The following is a 21921-nucleotide window of genomic DNA, read 5'->3' on the forward strand; positions in this document are numbered from 1 at the left end:
ATGATGTATTTCGGCATCAAGGTCATCAGCCCGAAGGTATTCCTGGTTACAGCTTGTATCCTGTGCTCCATCGTATCCCTGGCGACAGGTTCTTCCTGGTCCACGGCAGGATCCATGGGCGTGGCCCTGATCGGCGTAGGAACGGCTCTGGGGTTCCCGGTCTACATGACGGCGGGTGCAGTCGTATCCGGTGCATACTTCGGAGACAAGATGTCACCGTTATCCGATACCACCAACCTGGCACCTGCCATGGCGGGCTCCCAGTTATTTGATCACATCAAGCACATGGTCTACACGACTGGGGTATCCCTGATCATCGCTTTGGTTGCATACACCGTCATGGGCTTCATGCATTCCTCATCCAACGAGGTGGACCTGACGACGCTCAATGACATCACGGCATTCATCGAAAGCGCATCCAAGATCAGCGTCCTGGCCCTGCTGCCGCCGGTATTCGTCATCGTGGCAGTTGTCTTGAAATTCCCGGCACTGCCTGCATTGCTGGGCGGCGTGTTCATCGGCGTGCCGTTCATGTTCTGGAACAAACCTTATATCGAAGCTGTTCTCAATGATGGCAATGGGGATCACCTGATCAACAACATCTTCAACATCATGAACAACGGCATCACCATGGGCAAGATCCCTGAGGGTGCATCCGAAGTGATCCAGGAGCTGGGCAGCCTGCTCAGCAATGAAGGTATGCAGCACATGTTCTGGACCATCTCCATCATCCTCTGTGCGATGTGCTTCGGCGGCATCGTGGACTGCACGGGCATCATGGGCACCTTCGCAAGCCTGCTGCTGAAGATAGCAAAGGGCAGGGGCGGCCTGGTGCTGGCGACAGAATTCAGCTGCATCTTCGTAAATGCCATCTGCTGCGACCAGTACTTAGCAATCGTACTGCCGGGCAGAATGTTCAAGGAGGCATTCGAGGATATGAGGCTGGAGCCGAAGAACCTGTCCAGATGTCTGGAGGACTCAGGTACGCTGACCTCCAATTTCTTCCCATGGAACACCTGCGGCGCGACCATGAGGCAGTTCCTAGGTGTAAACAGCGCCTACATACCGTATGCAATCCTCAACTGGGTCAACCCAGTCGTCTCCATCATCTTCGGTTATACGGGGATCACCATGACCAAGATGAGCGACGAGGACTACGAGAAGATTCTGGAAGAGAGAGAAAAAGAAAAAGCGGAAGCCCTTGCGGCGTTGGAGGCTTAATCAAATTTTGTGTTCATCCATCCGTTCTTCAAAATAAAGTCGAAAGGCCAGGTAAATTTACCTGGTCTTTCGATTTGATTCGTAGTAAAATGAATAGGGAATAAATTATTGAAAGGACGAATGGGTGGATGAAGCATGTAATTGTGTTTTGTTATATTTTCACAATTCTCATTGGTGTGTCGGCGCTGACGATTCAATGGCTGGCTAGCAAAGGCGATAAGGGGAAAGAATACAGTGTTATGAAACCTTTTATTTTGATGCTTGTCATGATGAACTTGTACGATTTTTTTATCTACTACAGCGACAATATCATAAATCATTCCAGCGGCAATATCCTTCTCAGCATCGGCGATTGCCTGATTGCGGTTTTGGTGCTGCTGTGGCTGCGCGTAGAGACGCATATCTGTCAAAGTGATGATTGTAACTGGGTTGCTAATATAGCGAAAAGATACATCATATTCTATTTCTGCGTCTGGATGGTTTCCGTCATCTTTTTTGTCGAACTCAAGTGGATCAGACTGATTATCGACATACCACTCTTGTGCTTGCTGATTATCGGCAGCATCGCCTGCATCATCAGTGGCCTGAAAAATGGGGACTCACGCAAGCTGATTGCATATAAGAGTGTGATAACTCTATTTATGATGGTAAACTATGTGACCTACTTTGTCAGTGAATCAGGCGTAGTGAAAGAGTCCAATGAAGAGATTATGGATTTGACCATATTCTACTGGCTGGTCATCAATGTTGCCAATATGGTTCTTCTATATAAGCGGGATTTTTCCGAATCTTATTTAGAAGATGCACCAGTTGTCATGGATCTCAGCGAAGCTTTAGATTTGGTGAAGCAGAAATACGATTTGACAAAACGAGAAATAGAAATATTGAAGGAAATATACGAAGGAAAGACGAACACGCAGATTGCCGAGGAACTATTTATTTCGGAAAGCACCGTGAAAGCGCACATTTATAATACTTTCCGAAAAATGAACGTCAAGAATCGAGTTGAAGCAGTCTGTATCGTCAGAGAAGAAAAAGAGAGAGAACAGTAAAAAGTGATATGTTCTAGGTTGTAAAAACAAAAATCCGATTTCACAGGGGGTTCCCCAGGCAAATCGGATTTTTTGATGTAAGTTTTTTGTTATGATACGCCGTGATTATTTTGTACCTGAAGCGTTAAGCATATCTCTGATTTTATGTTGTACCATTCTGGTGATGGCATCTCTGCCAGGTCCCAGATATTTTCTTGGATCGAATTCTTCTGGATGTTCAGCCAGAACTCTTCTGATTTCTGCAGTCATGGCAAGTCTCAGATCAGTATCTACGTTTACTTTGCAGATTCCATATTTTACGGCCTCATGGATCATGTCTTCCGGTACGCCTTGAGCACCTGGGATTTCACCGCCGAATTCGTTGCATCTGTCAACAAATTCTTTGAGTACAGAGGATGCACCGTGAAGTACAAGCGGTGTGTCAGGAATCAACTCATGGATTTTTTTCAGTCTTTCAAAATCGAGATAAGGCTCGCCCTTGAACTTATACGCACCATGGCTTGTGCCGATGGCAATGGCCAAAGAATCGACACCCGTTCTCTCTACAAATTCTGCCGCTTCATCAGGATCCGTAAAGGTGGCAGATCTGGCATCGACCTTGACATTGTCCTCCACACCGGCCAATTTTCCAAGTTCAGCCTCAACAGAGACCCCGTGGGCATGAGCATATTCCACTACTTGTTTTGTCAGGGCGATATTTTCCTCAAACGGATGTTTGGAGCCGTCAATCATGACAGAGGTGAATCCATCATCCACGCATTTCTTGCAGATATCAAAATCTTCACCGTGATCCAGGTGCAGTGCGACGTCTACCCCGGTATCCTCGATTGCTGCCTCGACCAGCTTAAGTAAATAGATCGGTTTTGCGTATTTCCTCGCACCAGCAGAAACCTGCAGAATTAAAGGTGCATTTTCTATCTGAGCTGCTTCAACGATACCCTGGATGATTTCCATGTTATTGACGTTGAATGCACCGATTGCATAATCACTCTTGATTGCTTTCGCGAACATTTCTTTCGTTGTAACTAGAGCCATATCATACCTCCTATAGTTAAAAATTATCTACATTCATTATACACTAAAGAGGTAAATTATCAACGATTTCCATCATTTTTTTCATATCAGGAAGATTTGAAAGTCCGCCTCCCTGGGTAAATCCGTTTATTTTATCTATGGTGTTCAGAACAGTCCGGGCGTTATCAAGGAAAGACTCTAATTCCAAGGTGTTAATCACCGGCGGCTGAATATTGCTCTTGTTTTTCAGAACGAATAAAACAAGAATAATCGGGATTGGATTCATAACGATATGTCACCTCCATAATTTCTATATATATATTATGAAATACTGGACAATTTCGTGCATATATTATTATAGTTCCAGAATCTTACGGCTTCGTCGCAAGGCAGGAACTATTGAATCATGAATTTCAATTCTATTTTCAGAAGAATATTCATGATATAGTGAAAAGGAGTGATGTAATGAGTTTAGATGATAAGACAATCATGGATCTGGCCAGCCAGCTAGGTATTTCTGCAGATAAGAAATCGACTATGGCTAAGGCCAAATCTTTCGAAAAGAAAAGTGATGCTGAATTGGTATCCGAGATTATGAAACTGAAAGAAAAGCTCAACCAGAGCAATATACCTTACGAAAAACAGATGGCAGCAGTGAAGAGCTTGATGCCGATGATGAATGCAGAACAAAGAGCGCGACTGGAAAAAATAATCGCGCTCCTGAGATAAAAACCTTTTCTATAACATAGGAAATATCGTCCAAAGGACGTATTTCCACATTCTTTATTTGGTAACTTGTTTTGCAATGTCTGTCTGGGTACATCCTGCCTCAAAGGTAAATGTTGTAGCTTTGATATCCTCCGGGGCGTACCCTGCAGCTTTGCAGACCTTGGTGAATTCGTCATAGGATGCGAACAGCCCAGCATCGACCAGGCTCTGTACTGCTGCAGTTGCGGAACCGCCAGCCACCTTTACGGTCATCTCTTTAGATAAGAGGCCGTCTGACCAAAGTCCTGCGTTTTTGCCTTTACTGTCGTCCTCACTTGGAACTGCAGTCTCATCGGTCGTATCTGTCGTGCCTGTCTCCTGGGCCAGCGTCTGAGGATATTCCATGATGACGTCCATACGCCAGACTATGAGCAGCGCCGCTAAAATCAAAATCACCAAAGCGATGATAATATCGTTTTTATCGTAAATAAAATCTTTTAGACCTTTCATTTTTTCTCCCCTTTTCCTTTTGTTTGCTATATATAATAATTTAACATACTTTTGCCTGCCTCGCAAATAAATTTTGCTTTGCGTCCTCTGATGATGTATAATAGAAGCTATGATTAGAGTAGAAATTGGGAAGAATGAACAGAATCAGCGATTGGACAAGTTCCTTAGGAAGTATTTGGAAAATGCGCCTCTCAGCTATATATATAAAGCGATTCGCAAAGATGTGAAGGTTAATGGAAAGCGGTGCAAGGAAGACACAGTGCTAACCTTAGGCGATGAGGTAACTTTATATATGCAGGACGAGGATCTCCGCAAATTTCAACGCAAACAGAGAACTTCCAGAGCAAAACGCCAGTTCAAGGTGGCCTACGAGGATGATAATATCATCGCCGTGGAGAAACCTTTTGGTCTGCTGACCCACGGTGACAGTACAGAGAAAAAAAATCATCTTGCGAACCAGGTGACAGACTATTTAATCGAAAAAGGAGATTACAATCCGCGCCTTGAGAAGACGTTTACCCCGGCGCCGGTCAATCGCCTGGATCGGAATACCACGGGGCTCGTTCTCTTTGGTAAAACCAATGGGGCCTTGCAGAACCTGAATCAGATGATTCGTGATAAAGATAAAATCAGCAAGTATTATATGACCATCGTCAGCGGTCAGTTAAAAAAGGAACTGCACTTAAGAGACAAAATGGTAAAAGATAGAAGCCTGAACAAAGTAACCGTGCTGCCTATGGACCAAGAAGGGCGGGATATGGAGACTGTCGTGCGCCCACTTGCCCACAGTGCAAAATATACTTTGGTCGAGGTGGAGATTATAACCGGCAGAACCCATCAGATCAGAGCACATCTGGCCCAGGCTGGTCATCCCGTAATTGGAGATGTAAAGTACGGTGACAGAAAAGTGAATCATATCGTCAGAGAGCGGTTCAACCTGAACACGCAGCTTCTTCACGCATATAAGCTGAGTTTCAGCAACTGCAGCGGTGAACTGGCCTATCTCAATGAACTTGTTATTACAGCGGAACTTCCGGAAGACTTTATGAGAATAAAAAAGCAAATTTTTGAACAGTATTAATAGGGGGACAAAAGGATCATGAAAGAGTGGATTAAGGATATCATTATTGCAGTTGTCATCGCATTGGTAGTAGTGCAGTTTATCAAGCCGACCATTGTCAAGCAGAGTTCCATGGAGCCGAACTTCTATGAAAATGACTATCTGTTTGTCAGCAAGCAGTCATATACCTTCAGCGAGCCGAAGCGCGGAGATGTGGTAGTTGTACATTCTTCACTGCTTCGAGAGAATGGCGACGAGAAGCTTTTGATTAAAAGGATCATTGGACTACCTGGCGATAAGATTGATATTTCCGACGGCAAAGTTTACATAAATGGGGAAGAGCTGGTTGAGGACTATACGAAAGAAGGCTATACCACGGGGGATGTAGACGGTCTCGTCGTACCTGAAGATGAGGTCTTTTGCATGGGTGACAATCGCAGAGTGAGCATCGACAGCCGCGCACCTGAGGTGGGCTGCATTGATATGGACGAGGTCGTAGGGAAGGTATTCTTAAGACTGTATCCATTCAACAAGATTGGATTCATTAAGAATCCATATGCTGAATAAAATATTGGGGTGTTAATAGAGATGAAAGAGAATACAAAAGAGTGGCTGAAAGCGATTGTAACTGGAATTGTGGTAGCAATCATCGTCATTCAGTTCATCATGCCGACCATGGTCGAAGGGATATCTATGGAACCAAACTTTGAAAGCGGAGACTATCTTTTGGTCAGCAAGCAAGCCTATGCCAACGGAAAGGTTCCAAAGAGAGGGGATGTTGTCGTATTTGTATCCCATCAAAAAGATGAGGACGGAAAGTACAAGAAGTTAATCAAACGGGTTATCGCGATACCCGGTGATATGGTCTGCGTCGAAGGCGGCAGAGTTTACATAAACGGGAAAGAAATAAGTGACGAATATACGAAAGACGGCATTACCAATGGAGAAGTAGCTCCAGTGACAGTGCCGGAGGGAAGTGTATTCTGCCTGGGAGATAATCGATTACACAGTACAGACAGCCGCTTTTTAGAAATCGGTTTTGTAAGAGAAGAAACAATAGAAGGAAAGGCTTTTTTCAGAGTATACCCGTTTAGTAAATTTGGAAAAATCGGGAGATTACAGTAGATGAAAAAATTCATTGCTTTTCTGATCGCCGCGTGTTTAGGCGTGGGTGCAGGAGTAGCCGTATCCGTTTCCTTTCAGGTTACCAGCGTGACAGACAATTCCATGCTGCCATCGTATTCTGAGGGAGAAACTGTTTTAGTGAATAGAATTGCCTTTCGGGACAGTGAGCCGAAGGGGGGCGACGTGATATTGCTTCCCAATGAAGTTTATGCCGTCACCGGTGAAGGGAAAGTGATGATGAAGAGGGTGATTGCCGTGCCTGGAGACACGGTTTTGATCACTGCCGGAAGAGTCTATGTGAATAATAAGCCTTTGACAGAAGAATATATTTTTACAGAAGGAACCAGCGGAGAGATGGACCAGGTCAAAGTGGACGAGGGACATGTCTTTGTTTTAGGTGATAATCGCGCCGCCAGCACCGACAGCAGAGATGAGTCGGTCGGACTGGTCAGCACAGATGATATATTAGGTAAGGTGATTTATAAATGGTAAAAAGAGAAAAGAAGATGGTCGCCAACAACAAAAAGGCACGCCATGATTATTTTATAGAGGAGATTTATGAAGCGGGAATCGTGCTCACAGGCACGGAGATTAAATCAGTCCGTGCAGGAAAGGTCAGTATCAAAGAGAGCTACGCGAAAATTGAAAATGGCGAGATGATTGTCTACGGAATGAACATCAGCCCTTATGAGCAGGGAAATCGCTTCAATGTGGATCCTTTGCGGCCGCGGAAGCTTTTGCTACATAAGCAGGAAATCAGAAAGCTGATCGGCTATACGACGATCAAAGGCTTGACTTTGATCCCGCTGAACATGTATATCAATGAGGACGGACGCGCCAAAATGCAGCTTGCTGTAGCACGCGGCAAAAAGAATTATGACAAACGTGACGATATGGCGAAGAAAGACGCAGCCAGGAAGATAGACCAGGCCATGAAACAGAGATGGTAATTTTCATCTCGGAGGTATAAATGATGAAGGAAGATTTGAAAAAAATACTCAGACAGACCACGATTACCATGACCATTTCAATCTGCGCTTTGGTTATGGGCGTGATCTTGATCTTCGTCAGTTGGCAGCAGGAAAAGAAGATATCTATTGTTGGAATCATCATTGTGATCGCCATGGTAATCAACATCATCCCAGCAGTCAAGCGGCGCCGAGAGGTCAAAGAGGAAATTGCCCGGAATCCAAGGCTATAGCACAAAATGGATTGATGGCATCTGGATCGCGCCTTAAGTTTGAATTGCGCCTTGCGCTTGGATCACAAGACAAATCTGCCTTAAAAGGCCAAAAAAGAGGATATTATGGCAGATTTTATAGAGTTAGATGGCAGTTGATGAAAAAATACAGTATAATTTGGGAAAAATTAGACGAAAAATAGAGCGCTTTGTTATGTAATGAAAATGTTATACATTGTCATGGCTTACACTCTTGTTAATTTTTGTAAAATAATAGGATATTATGTCATGAAAATCGTAAAAATGAGTTGATTGCACCTGGATTGCAAGACAAATCTGCCTTAAATGACCAAAAAAGAGGATATTATGGCATTTTTACAGATTCGTAACGCCCTAATACCCTACCGGGGTATTAGATGGAAATATTTATATTAAGAAATGTAGTTGACAAATCTCAAAAAGTGAATAATATAATATATAGAGGTTGTTGGCTCCGCCGATGAGCATCGGATGACTGAGCAGCAACGCAGTAATTTCACAAATTAACTAGCATGATATGGGGGTGTAAAGGTTTCGACGGGGGTGTAGAAGCAAGGTAAGCGAGCCGTAGTCGCCAAGTCTACGTTAAAAGTGGCCGTTTAAATATAAACGCTAAAGAAAAAACAAACTTCGCACCAATGGCAATCGCTGCGTAAGCAGCATTAGCTGTGCGTGTCAGCTCCGGTTCACCTGTAGGCCGGAAATCTGGCATCGATTATACAGGAAAACTTTGCGCGAGTTCTCGGTAGCGTAAGGGAACAACGAGATAGCTGATCTGATAGCCTGCTGATGGGCGATCGGAGAAGCGAAATAACAAATCATTAGCTGCGCTCGGAGAAAGTCTTGTGGAAATGCTTTCGGACGCGAGTTCGACTCTCGCCATCTCCACCAAAATAACATTGAAAAACCAACGTTTCTAGACGTTGGTTTTTATTTGGCTACATTTTGACTACAATTTTTGATTTTTGAGTAATAATTATTTAGTTCGTTTGAAATTTGATCATCGACATTGTTGAACAGATATTCATAGGTTTCTGCCGTAATCCGTGTGTTGGCGTGTCCTAATCGCTTGGATATGTCTATAATTTTTGTCCCCCTATCTGATAACATGGCAGCATGGGTATGACGAAGGTCATGTATCGTGGCTTTTTTAAGTCCATGTTTAGCCTGAAAATAAGTGAACCATTTATACAGATTACGTGGGTGTTGCGGACTGCCAGTGACCGTTACAGCGATATAACCACTTTCTTGATATTCCTGCCCCATCTTTTCTTTCAAATCGTCTTGAAAGTCTCGTAAATCATTTAGCATTTCCATAACAAACACAGGCACAGAAATCTTCCTGATGGAGTTCTCGCTTTTTGGTGTATCTGTTACAATCCCAACGGTGGATACGTACAACCGTTCTCGCTGAATGCTGATTGTATTATTGACGAAATCAACATCACTCCATTTAAGCCCCATTATTTCCCCATTGCGCATCCCTGTAAAAAGAACAAGATGTAGAAGTGTGGCGTGTGTAATTGACCTAGGTTTTTTTAATTCGGCTAACAAAAGTGACAGCAGATGCTTCACTTCCTCACGGTTATAGTATTTATCTGCTGTTGTGGTATTTAGCGCAACAGCCTCTAAATTTCCATCATCTCCGATTTCGTATTCGTTGGGTTTCACAGCAATTCTTGTGCATGGATTTTTGTTGGTAATTTCCAAATCGTAAATGGCATATGTGTATACAGTGCTTAACAACGATACTGCCATTGATTTTGTCACAAAGATCATGGACCGCAAGCAGAACAGGATGCTTTCTATTGATATCATCCCCGTTTCCATGGGAGAGGCTCTTCGTGATGTGGAAAAACGCCTGCTTGGCGTGGATACCAATATCACGCAGTGGCAGAGACGGCAGAACGCCAATAACAATTTTACGGCAGAGGTTCCATATGATATGGAATTACAGAGAAAGCAGCTCCGCGAGTTTCTGGATGACCTGCAGACCCGCGACCAGAGGATGATGCTCGCGACACTTACGATTGTGCATACAGCGGATACGTTGGAAGAACTAAATCGGAACACGAAAGCGATACAGGCGGTAGGGCAGGAAAGCCTGTGCCAGATTGGAATTTTAAAAATCCAGCAGGTGGACGGGCTTAATACGGTTTTACCGGTCGGAGATAAAAAGCTGTGCTTGTCCCGAACTCTGACAACAGAAGCCTTGTCAGCATTCGTACCTTTTCGAGTGCAGGATGTAAAGCATACGCACGGTATCTATTATGGACAGAATGTGGAGTGCCGAAATATGATCATTGCAGACAGGAGAAACCTACTCAATGGGAATTCCTTTGTTCTGGGTGTATCTGGTTCTGGAAAGTCTTTTGCAGCGAAGAGTGAAATTACAAATTTAATGCTGTCAAGTGATGCGGACATCATCATTCTTGACCCGGAGCGGGAGTATACGCCATTAGTACGGTGGTGGAGATTTCAGCGGCGAGCGATGCCCATATCAATGCCATGGACATGCACAGGGACTATGGGGAAGTCAATCCCGTTATAGAAAAATCCCAGTTCCTGCAATCCTTATGCGAGCGATTATTGCAGGGCATCATTTTGGCAAGGGGCAGCAGTCCATCATTGACCGTGCACGGAAAATGTGTACCGGTACTATCTGCAGGGAAATTACCAGGGAGTGCCGCCGACGTTACAGGATTTTCGTGATGAGCTTCTGCAGCAGCCTGAACCTGAGGCGCAGTCCCTTGCTCTGGAACTGGAACTGTTTACTACAGGCAGTTTGAACACCTTTGCAAAACAGACGAATGTAGATACGCAGAACCGTCTTTTGTGCTATGACATATTGGAGCTCGGAGATCAGCTGAAAGCGGTGGGGATGCTTGTCATCCTGGATAATATATTAAACCGCATCACGAAAAACCGCATGGCGGGAAAGCAGACATTCATCTATATTGATGAAATTTATCTTCTCTTCCTGTATGAGTATGCTGCCCAGTTTCTGTTCAAACTTTGGAAGCGCGTCCGCAAATACGGTGCATTTTGTACAGGCATCACCCAGGACGTGGAAGATCTGCTGCAGTCTCACACAGCGAGGGCAATGCTGTCAAATTCGGAATTCGTCATCATGCTGAATCAGGCTGCCATCAATCGGGCAGAACTGGCGAAGCTGCTCAATATTTCGGACAACCAGCTATCCTATATTACCAACGTGGAGGCAGGCAGGGGATTGATCAAAGTGGGGAATACACTGGTTCCATTTGAAAACAGTTTCCCTAAAAATACAGAATTGCACAGGCTGATGACGACCAAAATGGGCGAAGGGGTATAACCATGGCAGAGATCAAGACCAGGGAAAAAAGCTGGAAAACGCTAAACCTTTGAAATCAAAGCGTGTTCAAATAAAGACGAGAAAGCAGATGAAGCTTCGATGGATACAGACGAGAAAGACTGCGCAGAGAAATTTGAAGGATATGACGAAAGTTACAGGAAGTGATGAGCGCTGCAATTATGCCGGGCCGGAGTCTTACGCAGAAAATACGGTGCAGTCCGCATCGAAAAGAGTTATAAATCAAGGCAGAGGCCTTTTGATGGAGCAGGGCAGAAAGAGGAAACAGGAGAAACACAAGGTAACGAAAGAAAACCTTGTACATGCCAATGAGGCAGGAACATATTCTGATAAGGCAGGGGCGGATTTGACGTCCCCGCCTTACCAGAGGGAACGCCAGCTGAAAGCAAAAAAATCTTTTTTTCGCAGACGAGCGATGAGGAATCGATATGTCCAAAAGCTGAAGCGTGAGAGTGGCTTTCAGGAGGGGGCTACATACGGGCCATTCGGCACGCCTGAAAGTCATGCGCCCTCTTTCCTTAACCCCCCATCGACATCTTCGCCTAAAAGGCATCATTTGAAAGTAAAAGTCCCTCCTGCAGCTTATGGGTGGATACTGTCTGCCGGCGGGTTGTTCGCCCTGGTCCTTATCGTCATCATCATGCTCGCTTCGGTCATGGCTCTGCATGGCGATGAAGAAGGCGGAAACATTCCTGAGAATGAAACCATTGTGGAAGTGGCAGAATCGCAGATCGGCAATCAAGGCGGCAGGCCTTACTGGAGCTGGTACGGTTTTACGGAGCATGTAGACTGGTGCGCCTGTTTTGTCAGCTGGTGCGCCGATCAGTGCGGGTATATTGACGAGGGGAAAGCACCGAAGTTTTCGTACTGCCAGGATGGCGTCAGTTGGTTCATATCGAAAAAAAGCTGGTATCGCAGCAGCATATCCCCGCGGCCTGGCATGATTATATTCTTTGACTGGGACGGCAATGGGACAAGCGACCATGTAGGCATTGTGAAGGACTGCAGGGATGGAATCGTATATACCATAGAGGGGAACAGCGGAGACCAGTGTAGAGAGATGTGGTATACAGTCGGGAGTAGTGCGATATACGGGTATGGAGGGATATAAAGAGTACTATAGTAGTTATATAAAGATTGATTGGTGGATAATTTTGCTATTTTCAGATAAAATATTATCATGAAGAATAGCGAAGAAATGACGGATTTTTACAAAGAAGTTGGCACCAGGATACGACAATTAAGGGATCAAAGAAAGATAACGCAAGAAGAATTAGCAGCTGCAATGGAATTGACTCCGATGACGATTCATAGCATTGAGGCGGGTAAAACCAAAACAAGTGCTTATAACTTCATCCAAATAGCAGGATCCTTAGATGTATCAGTGCTAGATTTGTTGTATGATGATTTTGGAGAGACGGATGAACATTTACGTGAATGCTTCCTAAAGGCAGCGTCTCTAGACAATGCAAAGAAAAGGGCGATTTCTGCAACAATTGAAACCTTGATTAACACGTTGGAAGATATGGAATAAAAATTGAGGAGACTTAAAAAAGTCTCTTTTTTTGTGTAACGAATTGCAAAATCTGCTGTATTAGTATTATGTAAAAAGTCATTTCTTCTTATAGAGTAAAATGAAGGTTTTGAGATTATTGTAATTATGTTATGATAATATAGTAACAATTACAGGTAATCTTAAAATCAATTTTGAAGTGCGAAAATCGAAAATTAAGGAGATAGAGTAAATATGAAAAAATACTCAACGCTAGAAGAAATGTATTTGGATATGTATAAATTGATTTATACATATATCAGTGACTTTACAAAGGATACGATAGCGGCACAAGATATTGCATCTATCATATGGGGAAAGGTTGCAGAAAATCCGTCAAAATTTTTGGATATGGAGATCAACCATTTACGGAATTATATGCGCAAGATGGTAAAAACAGCTGTCTCTGACTATTTTAAGATAGAAAAGAAGCAGGAAAGCATTTTAAAATCAGAAGAACTATTGGAGGCTGAAAAATCAGTAGAGGAAGAATGCTTAGGAAAGGAAGACATGATTTACTTAGAAAGAGCAAAGAAAATATTAAATGAAGATGAGCTGCAGCTTCTTTATTTGCGCTTTGAAGCAGGGTTGAGTGCGCGTAAAGTAGGAGATGCCTTTGGGATCAGCGAGGGCGCAGCCAGAGTGAAGCAGTACAGGATTCTTAAAAAGCTTAAAGATGAAATAATTCGATTACAACAACAGGGGGGAATATTATGAGGAAGTTATGGAAAAAAAAGTATTCTTCAGATGAGGTACTTAAAAAAGTTGCAGAACTATCAAAACAGGAAATTCATGATAAGGATAATGAATATGTTAAGAAAATGGAATCCATCGATGAGATCTTTCCTATTGAACCTGATCAAAATTTTTTGGAATTTGCACGAGACTTTGACGCAAAGAAGAAAAAAAGAGATAGAGCACGAAGAATGAAAAGGTTCTCTCAAGTTGCAGCAGTTTTTCTTGTCTGTGTTGTGGTAACGTGTTCAGTTGCCTTAGAAGCATCTGATGCATTTCGTGTTTATTTTTATAGCCTGTTCTCGAACGATTCAAATGGCTCAGTAGTGCTGTCGGAACATGAATTAGACTTGATTGGGGATTGGGAAGATTATTGGTATCCTGGATTCATGCCAGAAGGATTCAACCTGGTAGATGCAGGAGATGATGGCGGACAAAAAATTTTGTTGTTTGAGTCAAGTGATGGAAAGAAAGAATTACGCATCATAGAAATACCACTTGATGCATCGATTGGTGTCGATACAGGTACGAATTCTATAGAAGAAATCAAGATTGGGTACTATAAAGGATATTTGTTTGATAATAAAAAACAAGATTGTATAAACGTATTTTGGCAAACTGATGACCGGCAAATTGCGATAATGGCATCAAGAAGTATTGGTATGGAAACAGTAATGCAGATATCGGAACGTCTCAAATATTATGAGTGAGAAATAGCCAAGGTGAATTCCATTGCCAGGTTTGCCACCCAATTTCCAGCGGAAGGTGGGATTTCGGATGGCAAATGAAGAAATTTTAAAATAGGTGTAACGGAACCTCTATATTTACGTATACGTTATATGTAAAAAAATATGGAGGTTTTTCTTATGAAAAAAGTTATTGGAATTTTCACAATTGTTCTTATGGTAATGATATCTACCTTGAATTGTTTTGCTGCAACCGTTTCAACGAATCAAATAAGTGACCAAAGGTCAACTGACTATGTTGTGACTCAGAATCACATAACTACGTTTACTATTAAGAGTGATGGCACAGCAAACATGCGAGGGGCATTGACGCCTCAGAATAAGAGTTTAATTGATAATGTTAAGGTCTCTTTTGTAATCAAAGATATAAGCGGGAACGTAGTATATAATAAGACCCACACCGCCGTGTGGAGCAGTTTATATGGACAGTATATAGCAGATAAGAATCACAATCTGAGTAAAAAGGGAACGTATACGCTCAGAGCAAAATATATGTGCTATAAAAATGGGTCTTTAATTGAGACTATTTATAGCACAGGAATTGTAAAAACATATTGATTGGTACTTTGCAAACTGGTAATTTACGTAAAGCTAGAACCGTTTTGTGACATTGATGACAGGAAAGAAACTCTTCATGAAGTTTAGGAAGAAGTTGTACTACCGTGAACTTTCAATAGACTCTGCTTGTCACCTTTGATTTCTCTCTTTTTCACACGGTCTTAAAGTGAGTGGAGATAGGGGAAAGATAGTTATCATTATTAGTACAGAATGTGGAAAGTTAAAAATTGTAAATGGTAAAATCTGGAGGGATGTGTATGCGGATGTTATAAACTGCTTAAGGCAGGAACAAATGAATTCAATTTTAAGTGAAAGGAGTTACAAATGAAGAAAACAATTTAAAGAACAACTGCGTAATAAATCGTCTCAATACGCGAACTCAACAAATCAAACACGTGCATCAATTACCCTAAAAACACCATTTGGAAAAGTTGTACAGATATCGATGTATCAAGTTGACAGATCAGAATATCCTGCAGAGGTAGTAACAGAGTTTACACCAGATTATAAAAGACGGTTTCCGAATGCGACAGTTTTACGAAACGCAACAAATGTGTATAATTGTCATTCCTGGGCATGGTATAAACAAAGTTTACCTAACATAGTGTGGCTAAAATACTGTGATACCTATCACCTTGATGTGAATTCCTATGAAATTGTAATTATATCGTAGATCGGTAAAATTTATTATATATCACCAAATGGTCATGCAGGAATAGTGACCGTGGCAGACTCTACTGCGTCTTCCTCTACAATTAAGTCCAAATGGGGACAGGGTTCTTTGATGAAGCATAAAACACTATATGGTTCCGCTGAGTAGTCAGCGGGAACAACGCTTTATCGACTAAAAATAAGAAGATAAGGATGTAAAACTAAACTGAAATTTTAATGCACAAGTTTAGACTTGACTATTAAAAGTTGAAAGGAACGAAAAGATGAAAGATTTAAAAAGAAAGCTCGCTATTTTTTCAATTTGCCTATCCATGATTTTAGGAGGATGCATGACGGTAAATGCTAATTCGTCATTAGACGGGCATGCATCTACAGTTGCAGTTGCCAAAGGAACAATAACTGCGTCTGATCATTGGATCTTACCTATTATAGATGATCGCCCAGGAAATCAATACTTTTATTCTGGTGCAGCAGGCTATACGACCAGTTCAACATACCATAGAACTTCAGTTGAATATTTGGTATGTTGGAATACCGAAAAAGTTGTTAGAAAATGGGGAACGGGTAAGGTTCAAACAACCACCGGGTATGTTAAGCCTCCATATGCTAATTTGTTAAATGCATTTAGATCTGCAGTATATTATGAATTTTAAAAGGTGAAATTATGAAAAGTTGTCTGAGAAAAAGCATTCGTCCGCTTCTGTTAATGGTAGGTATGATACTTATTGTTATCAGTTCATCCTTCCTTTATTATGGGAATCTGATGATAACAGGTTTATCTGATAAACCGGAAATTGAAGAAGAACTTTCTTTACCAAAATATGGTGTACCGTTATCGGATACCTATGGCATGGGTAATAAAAGTTTAGATCAATTCTTGACTAGGAAGCACGTTCTAGATGAGTTGGTTGAAATCAATGAGAAATTAAACCAATCAGAGAATTTCACATATTACCAGTTGACGGAACCTTCTATCTACTATATTGGTGAGTATAAGGGCAGAGCAACTACCATTGTAGGAGGAGAAGAATATAGAAATCAGAAAGATATAGAAACTGGCGAATGGATTACATCTATAAATTCTTTGGAAATACCTGAAAATATGGTAGATCAGATTCGAAATCAATTGGAAGAAGGACAATCATTTTCAAAAGGCGACTTTTCATTAACATATAGAGATCAGATGCCGGTAGTCTTAGGATATGAATTTAAAAAACACTTTGCTATCGGTGATACGCTAAAACTTAGATACTATTTGCAATTCATTGACATCAAAGTAATTGGATTTTTAGAAAAAGGGGCAACAATAAATTTACCAAACATATCGTGGGATATAAGTAGCTATATTATTTTACCGGATATAAAGATACCAAAAGAACAAACTTCCGTTAGAACACAGAAAAATAACATTATTATGATGTTGGAAAAAAGTGAGGGCTATCTTGGCGTAAACCAGATTGAACAATTTCCCTCTGTGATTGAAGAGTTGGAGGAGATTAATCAACACTATGATTTTGCATTTAATATTGATGCAATACAAAAGTCCTTTACAAACTTTGAAGAAAAAGCTAGAAGGCAGTATGAAAAGCCAAGTGAGCCCTTGAGTCAGGAAGAGAATACTATTAATATTCATAATAAACTATCGCAAAGAGAAAACACTCTGTTAAGAAGTTTAACTGTTGGAGGGATTATCCTCATTTTATTATACTTATGGCTATGGATAAAGAATATGAAGACTTGTTCAACTAACGAACGTAGCGTAGTTTATAAAACGAGGAATGTCGTTAAGCTTTCTCTAAATGTAGTAATCTGTTACTCCATTGCTTATATTCTTTGCAAAGAGGTACTTTTGCAGGTGGACAATAACTTTAATAGTGAGTTTATTATGTATCCTCAGAGTTTGATTCGACTCGGAATACTTGCAGTTATTATTGTTGGTGGCATATTAACTTGTAAAAAAATAGATACTGCACAAGGAGGGAGCAAAACTAATGATTGATATGATTATGATGACAGTCCTTCAGGCGTATCCAATGTATATCTGTGCGATACCAGTCATACTGGGTGGTGTAATGATTAGAACTAGAAGAAGAAAAAAAACTGGAGAGAAGAAAATATACCTTGAAACTTTGGCATTTGTTTTACTCTGCTTGTCAATTTTATTGATACTTGCAGCTACTTGCTATTCCAATGAGTTTTTTGAACTTTTTAATTTATCCAATTTATCCAATTTAAAGGAGGTACATTTTGACCCTTCGGGGTTTCTTCAAAATATTTTGTTAATTAGCCTTGCAGGAAGTTTTCATGCAACAATAAATTGGGTGGGCAATATGGTATTGTTTGTACCTATCGGTTTTTTTTCGATGTGGATCAGCAGAATAAATACGCATATAAAAATGAAGATTGTAATAAGTTGTATGATTTTCTCTATAGTGATTGAACTAACTCAGCTTTGCTACGGTCGACTGGCTGATGTAATGGATGTTGTGCTGAACACAACAGGGGGCTTCATTGGATGTGAGTTATTTACATATATTATGAGTTTAACAGAGAATTTGAAAGGCCGTTATAAGCAAGTAAACAAAGTATGAAATAATCGCAAAAGAGAACAGAAAGGGAGATGAATTATAGTAAATTTAGAGTTTTAAAAAATTGTAACGATACATTGGTAGTCAAGTATTAGTAATATGAGTAGGCAGAGAAGATTTTAAAGAAGGTGATGCATTATATAGGCGTAGTTTTTTACAGCTATATTATAATCAGAGATGAAAATGGTATTTTATATTAAATAATTTTAACTCAAGTAGTTTATAAAAAGAAAGGAGTTACAAATGAAAAAAGTAATCTTAACAGTTGGTGTGATTTTTGCCCTTTTGACAAGTGTAGTATTTTCTTATGGGGCAGACTCTGTTACTAGCGGAGGAAGTGAATTCCCTAAAATCGAAGCAATGACACAGTCGGAAGACTGGTTTGATCCAAGCAACGGGAAATACATGTTTCCAATCACTCCAGATTCTCCAGAGTGGAAAAATTTCCAAACACATAATGAGATGGTGGAGGCCTGTACGATTCCGGAAGATCTTTTAAAATCTATCTCAACGAAAGATCTGATTCAGTTAGTGCTGGACTATCCCTTATTAAATGAGTTTAGATGTTTTAATTCGTATGAAGAAGGTTTGGAGGTGTTAAAAACTAACTTTAATGGACTCCAAGAATTGTTACGTCGAAAAGACGGTGCAACAGGGTTAGTTAATGCATATTGTTCAATTCCAGTTACAAAAGCCAGTACTATACCCCAAGAAGTTGCAAATGAAGTAAATGCAGCTGAATTCTCTGATAAAAAGTTCACTTTAATATTAAATCAATTGAAAGAAACAAATCGCGCAGAATATAATTCCTTTTATAAAGGGATTGCAGATGTGAATAAAACACAGTTTATTGAGTTATTATTGTCGAGTGAAGCAATATCCCTATCTTCTAGTGAGCTCAAAACGTATGAGAATAATTTCAACTTAAAAGAGAAACTGCGCAGCAAAACATCTTTGTACAAGAACTCGGCAAATCAAACACGTGCAACAATTACCCTAAAAACTCCATCTGGAAAAGTTGTACCAACATCATTATATGCAGTTGACAACCCGGAATTTTCTTCAGCTCAAATAGCACAAATTACAGCAGATTATAAAAGAACTTATCCTAATGCAACAGTTTTGAGAAATGCATCAAATGTATATAATTGCCATTCTTATGCATGGTATAAACAAAGTTTACCTAACAGAGTATGGTTGAATGACTGTGGTACCTATCGCTTTGATACAAATTCCTATAAAGTCGTAACTGTTCCCAAGGGTGGCGATAAAATTTTTTATGCGGCATCATTAGGCGGTCATTCAGGAATAGTGGCTACCGCAGGTTCGACTGCAGCGACCTCTACAATTAAGTCTAAATGGGGTCAAGGTCCTTTGATGCAGCATAAAACGTTATATGTACCATCTAATTACACAGCAGGAACAACACTTTTTCGACTGAGATAATAGCGATAATCCAGCCTATCATGTGAGCAGTAAATCTGAAATTGGAGCATCTCAAGCTGAAATGACAGCATGAGATGCTCTTTACTTGGGTATTCTAAACGGTACTCTAAATTATCGTGTGGGTTAAAGAAAACGACCTCTAAACTATCGTGTGGGTGCTGAATAAAAAAAGGGAGCATTTTCAGCTGTCATTTCAGCCTCAAATGCTCCCTTTTGGTTGGGTTAATCTCTTGATTTGTTGTAAGGTCCACGCTTTTTTCTGTCTCTCTTTTCGCTTGCCAGCATCGGAGTCAGCGCATAGTAGATGTCCGGGGACAAAGCGAAGATAACACGCTTCCTGAATCTTTGAAAGTTGCTAATGCCGTTGGATACTGCCAGATAAGTTTTTATTCTGCCGTTGATGTTTTTAGTGAATGAATTAGAAAGCTTTCTATCGCCGTAAGGGCGTATGAAGGAGTTAAGGATTTCATTGCGCCAGGTGCAGGGAATGGCTGTGAATTCATCAAACTGTCTGATTTCTGCCTTTTTAAACTTATCGATAAGGGCATTTATCCTGACAGCAGCTTCATCATAAGTGCTGTCTCTGTTGAATTTGCGGTATTCTTCCTTCAATCCGTATGCCAGTTCAAGAACCGGGAAGGTTTCCATAATCATATTGAAAATATCCCTGCGGTTAAGGGCCATGCCAAATCTGTGGTTGTATACCTTGGCGTTACGTCATCCTTCATCAGAAGCCAGTGCCATCTCTTCAGCAGATAGCATGCGTTGGAACCGTATTCGCACTGATTCATCAAATCAATTCTGAGCTGTGAGAAATCCTGTGTCAGATGCTTTACAACGTGGAACGGGTCAACGGCAACGATAGCATTAGGCAGATAGGTCCTGGTAACATCTTTGTAGGGCTGCCACATGTCAATGGTGACATATTTGACACGACACCGTTCCTCTCTGGGAACCTTTGAAAAATACAGGGATAAATCATGTTTGGCCCTGGAATTAAGGATATCGTAAATATGCCTTTCTTCATTATCGACAAGTACACAGAGATAACTGGAATTCCTCTTGGAAAGATATTCGTTGTGGATTTCATCGATACCGAGGCATTCCGGAAGGCGCCTTGGAGGGATGGTGACATAGGAGTCCAGGTATCTGCAGAGCTGTGTCGGTGATATGCTGAGTTCTCCAGAAATCATTTGAAGTGTGTAATTCAGGTTTCCAAGGAGTCTCATTGCACTTTGCAGCAGAAAGAATGATGAATTGAAGCCGTTAAAAGCAAAAGGGTTCTTTTCAAAAGCTGTCTTCTTACAGTCTTTACAGATATACTGGTTGGCGTTGTAATGAATGATGCCATTTTGATTCCTAAGGGCGGGGTGATTGATGACCCTTGGCTTATTGTCCATGACCTATCATCGGGCCTCTGCATACAGGACAGGACATCGGTTTTCTTACCAGAGTAATTTCATAACGGACAGCATCTTCTTCCATTCTGATATCGCATTTTGCGATATCAGAGGTAGTGACATTTAGCAGCGTTGTGATAAAATCAATATTAGGAATAACTCATTCCTCCCTTCATGTGACATTGAATTATTGACAAGATAATCATAATACATGGAGGGTATCTTTTTCTACCCACACGATAATTTAGAGCGCCATTTTCTCCAGTGGTGTTTTTATGCGGCAGGCAGATACTGCTGATGTTTTTCCATAGGTGTCAGAACCCCACCTTTCTCTGGCATCGCTTGTTGATTGAATAGTATATATACTATTCAATCATTGTAATGACTGTTTCTCTGTTCTGAAATTTATGTTTATAGTAGTGTTCCCTTTTCAGGATTGCCCAAACCCTTCTATAGGACTGCTGTCGATGCATTTACCTATCATGCATGGACATGCTTTGTGTCATCTGTTGTTTCAGAAGCTTCTCCTGAAATTGATTGCCCGTGTACTGGCATCCCCTGTCCGAATGAAAGACAGGATGGGCGTCCGATTCCAGCTCCACCGCTTAGTCAAAAGTATCGAATACGAGTTCACCGATCACATAAGCGACAATCCTCCTGTCATACAAATCCAGTAGCGCACCCAGGTATATCTTTTTCTTCGCTAATCCTATGTAGTATTTGAACCCGGTCACATCCATTCGCCATTTTTCATTGGGCTTTTCAGACTTGAAATCCCGGTTAAGTATATTTGCTGCAACATGCTGAGGGTTCCTGTCGCTGACTGTGCAGCCTTCATTCCTGTATTTGACTGCTGATTTGATTCAGCAACCTGCAGAGATGAAGGATCTGGTTTTCACTGAGGCCAATATCATAGTCCCTGTATATATCATTCCTTGATTCTGCGACAGCCTTTATCCGGGC

Annotated in this window: 24 protein-coding genes, 1 other RNA gene and 2 pseudogenes; 20 read left to right on the forward strand and 7 right to left on the reverse strand. The window is 41.2% G+C overall.

Features of this window, described 5'->3' with window-relative positions; all coding sequences use genetic code 11:
- The coding region (locus tag ACMQ5W_RS00005) for a Na+/H+ antiporter NhaC family protein (protein WP_419022338.1) at positions 1-1221 on the forward strand (1221 nt) is incomplete at its 5' end.
- A gap of 128 nt (positions 1222-1349) precedes the next feature.
- A complete protein-coding gene (locus ACMQ5W_RS00010; RefSeq protein ID WP_419022340.1) occupies positions 1350-2273 on the forward strand; it encodes a response regulator transcription factor in 924 nt (307 codons plus the stop codon).
- 105 nt (positions 2274-2378) lie between these two features.
- Here the strand turns inward: ACMQ5W_RS00010 and fba are convergent, their stop codons facing one another.
- Both fba and ACMQ5W_RS00020 read right to left on the reverse strand, forming a co-directional pair.
- Positions 2379-3308, reverse strand: a complete 930-nt coding sequence (gene fba, locus ACMQ5W_RS00015) for a class II fructose-1,6-bisphosphate aldolase (protein WP_419022342.1) — start codon at positions 3306-3308, stop codon at positions 2379-2381.
- A gap of 43 nt (positions 3309-3351) precedes the next feature.
- A complete protein-coding gene (locus ACMQ5W_RS00020) occupies positions 3352-3573 on the reverse strand; it encodes a hypothetical protein (protein WP_067532666.1) in 222 nt (73 codons plus the stop codon).
- Positions 3574-3752: 179 nt separating this feature from the next.
- On the opposite strand from ACMQ5W_RS00020, the gene ACMQ5W_RS00025 reads away from it, so the two are divergent.
- Entirely contained in the window at positions 3753-4016 is a 264-nt protein-coding gene (locus ACMQ5W_RS00025) for a hypothetical protein (protein WP_067532663.1), read from the forward strand.
- Between the two features lie 54 nt (positions 4017-4070).
- Here ACMQ5W_RS00025 and ACMQ5W_RS00030 read toward each other — a convergent pair whose 3' ends face one another.
- Positions 4071-4505 carry a hypothetical protein gene (locus tag ACMQ5W_RS00030; protein ID WP_148494661.1) on the reverse strand — a complete coding sequence of 145 codons (435 nt, stop codon included), beginning with the start codon at positions 4503-4505 and terminating at the stop codon, positions 4071-4073.
- A gap of 109 nt (positions 4506-4614) precedes the next feature.
- On the opposite strand from ACMQ5W_RS00030, the gene ACMQ5W_RS00035 reads away from it, so the two are divergent.
- The 7 genes from ACMQ5W_RS00035 (at position 4615) to ssrA (ending at position 8800) form a co-directional block, all read left to right on the forward strand.
- Complete coding sequence (locus ACMQ5W_RS00035) at positions 4615-5586, forward strand: RluA family pseudouridine synthase (protein ID WP_419022344.1); 972 nt, start codon at positions 4615-4617, stop codon at positions 5584-5586.
- Positions 5587-5604: 18 nt separating this feature from the next.
- Positions 5605-6132 carry a signal peptidase I gene (lepB, locus tag ACMQ5W_RS00040; RefSeq protein WP_148494657.1) on the forward strand — a complete coding sequence of 176 codons (528 nt, stop codon included), beginning with the start codon at positions 5605-5607 and terminating at the stop codon, positions 6130-6132.
- Positions 6133-6153: 21 nt separating this feature from the next.
- Positions 6154-6690, forward strand: coding sequence for a signal peptidase I (gene lepB / locus ACMQ5W_RS00045; protein WP_148494655.1), 537 nt, complete (start codon positions 6154-6156; stop codon positions 6688-6690).
- On the forward strand, positions 6691-7182 hold the full coding sequence (gene lepB, locus ACMQ5W_RS00050) for a signal peptidase I (RefSeq protein WP_148494653.1): 492 nt from the start codon (positions 6691-6693) through the stop codon (positions 7180-7182).
- Positions 7176-7640, forward strand: coding sequence for an SsrA-binding protein SmpB (gene smpB / locus ACMQ5W_RS00055; protein WP_148494651.1), 465 nt, complete (start codon positions 7176-7178; stop codon positions 7638-7640). The genes lepB (ACMQ5W_RS00050) and smpB overlap by 7 nt, the downstream gene beginning before the upstream one ends.
- 20 nt (positions 7641-7660) lie before the next feature.
- Positions 7661-7891 carry a hypothetical protein gene (locus ACMQ5W_RS00060; protein ID WP_419022346.1) on the forward strand — a complete coding sequence of 77 codons (231 nt, stop codon included), beginning with the start codon at positions 7661-7663 and terminating at the stop codon, positions 7889-7891.
- Positions 7892-8428: 537 nt separating this feature from the next.
- Positions 8429-8800, forward strand: a transfer-messenger RNA (tmRNA) gene (gene ssrA / locus ACMQ5W_RS00065).
- Positions 8801-8839: 39 nt separating this feature from the next.
- On the opposite strand, the gene ACMQ5W_RS00070 is transcribed toward ssrA, so the two are convergent.
- Positions 8840-9667, reverse strand: coding sequence for a site-specific integrase (locus tag ACMQ5W_RS00070; protein WP_419022348.1), 828 nt, complete (start codon positions 9665-9667; stop codon positions 8840-8842).
- A 34-nt stretch (positions 9668-9701) separates the two neighbouring features.
- Between ACMQ5W_RS00070 and ACMQ5W_RS00075 the strand changes: the two are divergent.
- The 10 genes and pseudogenes from ACMQ5W_RS00075 to ACMQ5W_RS00120 form a co-directional block, all read left to right on the forward strand.
- Positions 9702-11243 (forward strand): annotated as a pseudogene (locus ACMQ5W_RS00075) (VirB4-like conjugal transfer ATPase, CD1110 family); the annotation flags it as partial.
- A gap of 715 nt (positions 11244-11958) precedes the next feature.
- Positions 11959-12372 (forward strand): annotated as a pseudogene (locus tag ACMQ5W_RS00080) (CHAP domain-containing protein); the annotation flags it as partial.
- A gap of 69 nt (positions 12373-12441) precedes the next feature.
- Positions 12442-12795: a helix-turn-helix domain-containing protein gene (locus tag ACMQ5W_RS00085; RefSeq protein WP_419022350.1), complete on the forward strand. Its 354-nt coding sequence runs from the start codon at positions 12442-12444 to the stop codon at positions 12793-12795.
- 213 nt (positions 12796-13008) lie between these two features.
- Complete coding sequence (locus ACMQ5W_RS00090) at positions 13009-13530, forward strand: sigma-70 family RNA polymerase sigma factor (RefSeq protein WP_148493597.1); 522 nt, start codon at positions 13009-13011, stop codon at positions 13528-13530.
- Positions 13527-14258 (forward strand): DUF4367 domain-containing protein, encoded by a 732-nt coding sequence (locus ACMQ5W_RS00095; protein WP_419022352.1) that lies wholly within the window; start codon positions 13527-13529, stop codon positions 14256-14258. The genes ACMQ5W_RS00090 and ACMQ5W_RS00095 overlap by 4 nt, the downstream gene beginning before the upstream one ends.
- Before the next feature lie 156 nt (positions 14259-14414).
- The gene (locus ACMQ5W_RS00100) at positions 14415-14852 is read left to right on the forward strand and encodes a hypothetical protein (RefSeq protein ID WP_148493599.1); all 438 of its coding nucleotides are present in this window, start codon (positions 14415-14417) and stop codon (positions 14850-14852) included.
- A 935-nt stretch (positions 14853-15787) separates the two neighbouring features.
- Positions 15788-16177, forward strand: a complete 390-nt coding sequence (locus ACMQ5W_RS00105) for a hypothetical protein (protein WP_419022354.1) — start codon at positions 15788-15790, stop codon at positions 16175-16177.
- A gap of 110 nt (positions 16178-16287) precedes the next feature.
- Positions 16288-17523, forward strand: a complete 1236-nt coding sequence (locus ACMQ5W_RS00110) for a hypothetical protein (protein ID WP_148493601.1) — start codon at positions 16288-16290, stop codon at positions 17521-17523.
- The gene (locus tag ACMQ5W_RS00115) at positions 17516-18115 is read left to right on the forward strand and encodes a VanZ family protein (RefSeq protein ID WP_148493602.1); all 600 of its coding nucleotides are present in this window, start codon (positions 17516-17518) and stop codon (positions 18113-18115) included. Before ACMQ5W_RS00110 ends, ACMQ5W_RS00115 begins: the two co-directional genes overlap by 8 nt.
- A 240-nt stretch (positions 18116-18355) precedes the next feature.
- Positions 18356-19558: a hypothetical protein gene (locus tag ACMQ5W_RS00120; protein ID WP_419022356.1), complete on the forward strand. Its 1203-nt coding sequence runs from the start codon at positions 18356-18358 to the stop codon at positions 19556-19558.
- Positions 19559-19780: 222 nt separating this feature from the next.
- On the opposite strand, the gene ACMQ5W_RS00125 is transcribed toward ACMQ5W_RS00120, so the two are convergent.
- From ACMQ5W_RS00125 to ACMQ5W_RS00135, 3 genes are all read right to left on the reverse strand, one after another.
- A complete protein-coding gene (locus ACMQ5W_RS00125; RefSeq protein ID WP_419022358.1) occupies positions 19781-20212 on the reverse strand; it encodes a transposase in 432 nt (143 codons plus the stop codon).
- Complete coding sequence (locus ACMQ5W_RS00130) at positions 20209-20958, reverse strand: transposase (RefSeq protein WP_148493605.1); 750 nt, start codon at positions 20956-20958, stop codon at positions 20209-20211. Before ACMQ5W_RS00130 ends, ACMQ5W_RS00125 begins: the two co-directional genes overlap by 4 nt.
- A gap of 605 nt (positions 20959-21563) precedes the next feature.
- Positions 21564-21698: a hypothetical protein gene (locus ACMQ5W_RS00135; RefSeq protein WP_419022360.1), complete on the reverse strand. Its 135-nt coding sequence runs from the start codon at positions 21696-21698 to the stop codon at positions 21564-21566.
- Between the last annotated feature and the right edge of the window lie 223 nt (positions 21699-21921).

Source organism: Emergencia sp. (assembly GCF_048465375.1).
In the GTDB taxonomy this organism is placed as follows: Bacteria; Bacillota; Clostridia; order Peptostreptococcales; family Anaerovoracaceae; genus Senimuribacter.